Origin of the sequence: Bacillus sp. JJ1127, from assembly GCF_036965845.1 — a bacterium.
Taxonomy (GTDB): Bacteria; Bacillota; Bacilli; order Bacillales; family Bacillaceae_G; genus Bacillus_A.
Window position 1 is genome coordinate 7,056 of sequence record NZ_JBALQK010000286.1, and the last position, 4,970, is coordinate 12,025.

The window sequence follows — 4,970 nt, forward strand, 5'->3', positions numbered from 1 at the left end:
ATATAGTATTGTCTGGTTTGTTATTAAGAATTTTTAATTACATTGTATTTAGATTTACAATCACCCTCTCTGTCATAACCAAGAGAGGGTGACTTATTTATCTCTTACTTTTAAACTTCATCAAAAATAAAAATTTCATCGATGGAAGCATGCAATGCTTTTGCAATGTCATGAGCAAGTTGTAAGGAAGGGTTATACTTTCCTTTCTCTAAATGGCTTATCGTTTCACGGCGGACGCCAACGAGTTTTGCTAAATCATCCTGGGTCATATGTAAATGGGCGCGATATTCTTTTATTTTTGTTATGAACGCCATGGCGCATCTTCCATTTCATCCATTGGTGTATCGTAAAAGTAAATAGAAAATCCAAATGTAAGAACAAGTAGACCAAAAATGATAGCGATATCGATTTCTTGTATAGTTGGATTAGGGAATAACATTTCAATAAATATAAATATCGTAGTAGTCAATAATGTAATGATAAAAGCATTTCGACAAGCTTTATTTACAATTTGTTCAAAGAGCTCATCGTGATGAACTTTCCTATACGTTGTGAAAAAGGAAAAGAAACAAAACATACTAAACAATCCTTTTTCATAAAAGAAACCGAGAAATCCAAAAAAGCCAAGGAATCCAAGATATTTTATCCAAGTTGTCTTCATCATACGATCTCCTTTCGATGTTACAAATACATCACTTTATGTTATAAATATATCACAAAATACATACATGGGGAAAAGAAAAAATGAAATCTTCCATAAAATTTAGAAAAATGATACTATTTACACGCTATAAATAGTAAAAATAGCGTAAAATGGTTGCGAAGGGAGGAGTTAAAAAATGACAAATTTGATAGTAATTACATTGTTTCTCGTGGCAGTAACGGTGGTTGGGACGATAATAGTAGGAAAAAATGGGGATGAAAATTATAGTAAATCAACGAAAGGAAATATTACAAGGCTTACAATGATTTACATTTTGTTAGCTATTGTTTTAATAGTTGGTGTAGGTTTGTACATTTATTTCAATGGATAGAAATAAATTTTAAAATCTGAAAAAATACAAAAATCAAAAAATATAACTGTGATATAATAATAATATAGTTTATTGGTAATAAAGGAAAGGGTTGGATAAAATGATTGAAATTGTAAACGTATCAAAAAGTTATAACGGTTCTTCGTATGCAGTAAAAGATTTAAGTTTAACGGTACCAAGTGGAGAAATTTTTGGATTTTTAGGCCCCAATGGTGCTGGAAAATCAACAACAATTAAGATGGTAACAGGTATTCACGCAATAGATAAAGGAACAATTTCGATCAACGGAAAAGATGTGACGAAAGATCCTATGGAAGCTAAGAAAACATTCGGTTATGTCCCGGATAGTCCCGATATGTTTCTGCGATTAAAAGGGATAGAGTATTTGAATTTTATGGCTGATATGTATGAGGTGCCGAATGCAATCCGGCAGGAAAAAATTCAATTTTTAGCAGAGAAATTCGATCTTTATAATGCCTTGTCTGACCAAATTCAGAGCTATTCACATGGAATGAGACAGAAAATTATTATTATCGGTGTTCTTCTTCATGATCCAGATGTGTGGATTTTAGATGAGCCAATGACAGGGCTTGATCCAAAATCAGCGTTTATTTTAAAACAGATGATGAGAGAACATGCAGATAAAGGAAAAACGGTATTTTTCTCTACACACGTATTAGAAGTAGCTGAGAAATTATGCGATCGCGTAGCTATCATTAATAAGGGAAATTTGCAGTTCCAAGGAAACTTAAATGAAATGAGAGATCATTTTAAATCCAATGAATCTCTTGAAAAAATGTTCTTGGAGATGACTGGGAATGAATAAAATTTGGACATTAACAAAAGTATTATTGAAATTAAATTATGCAGATATTATAACGGATAAAAAGAAACGGTGGGCGTATGTATTTTCATTTTTAGCACTATTATTTGCCGGGTTTATACTTATTGGTCCACTTACATATGGAATGTATGTTGGAATGAAATCAATTGGACAGGAAACATCGATAATTGGCATGGGATTGGCCGTTGCAAGCATATGGGTATTTGTAATTAGTATTACGAATATTTTAACTGTATTTTATTATAACAATGATGTTGAAACGCTGTTACCATTACCACTGCAGCCAGCACAAATTATTACAGCGAAATTTATTACCGTATTAATTACACAGTATGTAATGGCATCTTTCATTTTACTTCCAATTTTCATTGTTTACGGTCTGCAAAGTGGTGCGTTTATTACATATTATTTATATGTAATATTGATTTACATATTTTTCCCTATTATTCCACTCGTACTTGCCTCACTCCTAATGACAGTTATTATGCGATATACAAATATTGCTAAAAATAAAGATCGAAGCAATATGTTCATCGGGCTGTTAACTCTATTATTTATTGTAGGCATTAACATATTTATGCAATGGAAAAACAAAAGTGCAGTATCAGGGGATGCGGTTGCAAATTACTTTGCTGATCATCAATCGTCTTTACTAGTTCAGATGACCAATTATTTTCCAACAACATACTTTGGTGCAATGGGATTAATAGAAAACGCTTCTTGGAAGGGGATTATATATGTAGTGATTTTTGCAGTAATTTCCTTAGCATTTTTCGGATTGTTTTTCTATGTTGCACAGCGTACATATTTAAAAGGAGTTATTGGACTTTCAACAAGTACAGCAAAAAAAGAGGCTATTTCAGCAGAGAACTTAAAGAAATCAACTGTACAAAGCTCACACATAAAAGCTTATGTAAAAAAAGAGTTCAAAACTTTATTCCGGACACCACAATTTTTTATAAATTGTATCGTGCAAACTTTCATAATGCCAATTATGCTATTCTTTATTCTTTTCGTACAGGACGGGAACTTACAGTGGCTAACTAAATTTGTAAAAGATCCAGAATGGTCTGGTTTAGCTCTTGGCATTGGTTTTTGTGCAGGTTTATTTTTAATGGGAAGTAATGTTATTGCAACAACCTCCTTTTCTAGGGATGGAAGTTCATGGTTTGTCAATCGTTATTTACCAGTAAAAGCATCGGATATCTTTTTTGCAAAAGTATTTACAGCATGGTTTATTAATATAGCCATTTTAGCTGTATTTGGCCTAATTATGATTATTGCTGCGGGTGTTTCACCACTTTTTATGTTGCTATGGTTTTTATTAAGCGCGAATGGCTTATGGCTAACAAATTTAATTGGTACGCGCTGGGATGCTCAAACAGCGGACATACATTGGGATTCAGAGCAAAAATTGTTTAAAAGTCGATACACAACCTTGTGGAGTTTCCTTGCGAACATTTTAATGGATGTGGTTATCGTAGCTGGTGTATGTGCATTATACTTTGTTTTAGGAATTGGTTTGTGGGGTATGTTTATTATTCTACTAATTGTATTTACAATTATAAATGTAATCGTAACGCGAAGCTTACAATTAGGTGCAGAACGTATATTAGCAAATATTAAATAACAAAGTAAATCCCCTGTATTTATGCAGGGGATTTACTTTGTAAGAAGCCATGTTTATCCCGCATGAATGGGCAGTATTACTCCCACCTCAAAGCTCGGTAAAAGCAAAGAAGTCAGGGAGGAGATAAAACGCCATGTAAAAGCCCGATTGGTAAGGGGGAATAATCAGCGGATTAATAGTTTATAATATTATTATGTAAACAAAAAGTTGAGAAATAATAAAAATAAGAAATATTTTATCGAGTTATTTTTTTGTATGAAATAAGTAGATTGTCAAAAAATCAGGACTTTTGATAGAGGGATATTGCTTTAAAGAATGGGAATACAGAATGATATTCTTTATACGACAATATATTTTTCAAATGTAATATAAAACAAGTAGAAAAAACTCGAATATTAACATGAAACGTATAATTACATGACGTACGGATATGGAGATTCCTGTCGGAAAGATGATAGTTAGAACAAAAAGGGATTTTTATGGATAAATAGAATCGTAAAGAGGAGGATAAAATTGTAAATATAGGAGGCTTTTTATGAAAATGAAAAAGATAACAATTGCATCTTTAGCGATTGGTACAATGCTCTCCATTACAGCTTGTAGTCCTTCTGCAGAAAAAGATCAAGCAAAGAAAGAACAAACGAATGCACAAGAAGAGGCAAAAACAACAAATGCTGATGAAACGTCTACAACGAAAAATAACGAAAAAACAGAGAAAGATCAAAAGAATTCAAAGGAAACATCAGGAACTGACAGTAATGCCAAAACAACAACTGGGAAAACAAATGATCAAACTACAAGTGGAAAAACGACAGAAAAAGAAACAACTACGAAAACAAATGATCAGACTACAAATGGAAAAACGACAGAAAAAGAAACGACTACGAAAACAAGTGATCAAACTACAGATGGAAAAACTTCAACGAAAGATACGAAGCAAACTATAGCTGTGAAAACAAATGTAAAGGAAGTTGTTCAACTGATTGAAAACTTAGATAAACAACTGGTTGCTAATCCAAAGCTAGACACAGTAAATAAGCTTGGAAAACAAATAAGTGACAAATGGGATGCAGTAGAAAAAGAATTGGAGACTTCACATCCAACTGATTATAAAACAATTGGACAGAGTATGTATCCTTTAATTGTAGGAGCCGAGAAGCAAAAAATAGATGTAAAACGGATGAAATCGTTAACTACGAAAACAAAGCAAGATTTAAACCAACTATTAAACAAACTTTCATAATAAAATGGAATGATTTATGGAAAAGGCAATTGGTCATCTTTGTGGTAAAATTGCAAATTTAATCTATACAATATTAAAAAGTGGTCAGAAATAAAAAATAGAAATTATTTCTTATTCACAATGATGTAGCTTTGAAATAAAGTTCGATAAAAAACAACCTCTTCAGTAATATATCTGCAAGAGATTGTTTTTATTTTTTGAATTTTTTAGGTGTTATAT

General features: G+C 32.0%; 6 protein-coding genes. 4 read left to right on the forward strand and 2 right to left on the reverse strand.

Annotated elements, in window-relative coordinates; genetic code table 11:
• Positions 1-110: 110 nt before the first annotated feature.
• Complete coding sequence (locus tag V7183_RS22700; RefSeq protein ID WP_097897876.1) at positions 111-314, reverse strand: helix-turn-helix transcriptional regulator; 204 nt, start codon at positions 312-314, stop codon at positions 111-113.
• Complete coding sequence (locus V7183_RS22705) at positions 302-661, reverse strand: DUF3796 domain-containing protein (RefSeq protein WP_097897877.1); 360 nt, start codon at positions 659-661, stop codon at positions 302-304. The genes V7183_RS22700 and V7183_RS22705 overlap by 13 nt, the downstream gene beginning before the upstream one ends.
• 178 nt (positions 662-839) lie before the next feature.
• Between V7183_RS22705 and V7183_RS22710 the strand changes: the two genes are divergently transcribed.
• The 4 genes from V7183_RS22710 to V7183_RS22725 all read left to right on the forward strand — a co-directional run bounded on the left by V7183_RS22710 (position 840) and on the right by V7183_RS22725 (position 4,751).
• Positions 840-1,034 carry a hypothetical protein gene (locus V7183_RS22710; RefSeq protein WP_335360927.1) on the forward strand — a complete coding sequence of 65 codons (195 nt, stop codon included), beginning with the start codon at positions 840-842 and terminating at the stop codon, positions 1,032-1,034.
• 100 nt (positions 1,035-1,134) lie between these two features.
• Positions 1,135-1,860 carry an ABC transporter ATP-binding protein gene (locus tag V7183_RS22715; RefSeq protein WP_097897879.1) on the forward strand — a complete coding sequence of 242 codons (726 nt, stop codon included), beginning with the start codon at positions 1,135-1,137 and terminating at the stop codon, positions 1,858-1,860.
• Positions 1,853-3,508, forward strand: coding sequence for a putative ABC transporter permease subunit (locus tag V7183_RS22720; protein WP_335360928.1), 1,656 nt, complete (start codon positions 1,853-1,855; stop codon positions 3,506-3,508). Before V7183_RS22715 ends, V7183_RS22720 begins: the two co-directional genes overlap by 8 nt.
• 535 nt (positions 3,509-4,043) lie before the next feature.
• Positions 4,044-4,751: a hypothetical protein gene (locus tag V7183_RS22725; RefSeq protein WP_335360929.1), complete on the forward strand. Its 708-nt coding sequence runs from the start codon at positions 4,044-4,046 to the stop codon at positions 4,749-4,751.
• Positions 4,752-4,970: the final 219 nt, after the last annotated feature.

What these genes read in the sequence shown, in the direction of transcription:
- V7183_RS22700 (WP_097897876.1), bottom strand. Translation starts at nt 314, where the DNA reads ATGGCGTTCATAACAAAAATAAAAGAATATCGCGCCCATTTACATATG.
- V7183_RS22705 (WP_097897877.1), bottom strand. Translation starts at nt 661, where the DNA reads ATGAAGACAACTTGGATAAAATATCTTGGATTCCTTGGCTTTTTTGGA.
- V7183_RS22710 (WP_335360927.1), top strand. Translation starts at nt 840, where the DNA reads ATGACAAATTTGATAGTAATTACATTGTTTCTCGTGGCAGTAACGGTG.
- V7183_RS22715 (WP_097897879.1), top strand. Translation starts at nt 1,135, where the DNA reads ATGATTGAAATTGTAAACGTATCAAAAAGTTATAACGGTTCTTCGTAT.
- V7183_RS22720 (WP_335360928.1), top strand. Translation starts at nt 1,853, where the DNA reads ATGAATAAAATTTGGACATTAACAAAAGTATTATTGAAATTAAATTAT.
- V7183_RS22725 (WP_335360929.1), top strand. Translation starts at nt 4,044, where the DNA reads ATGAAAATGAAAAAGATAACAATTGCATCTTTAGCGATTGGTACAATG.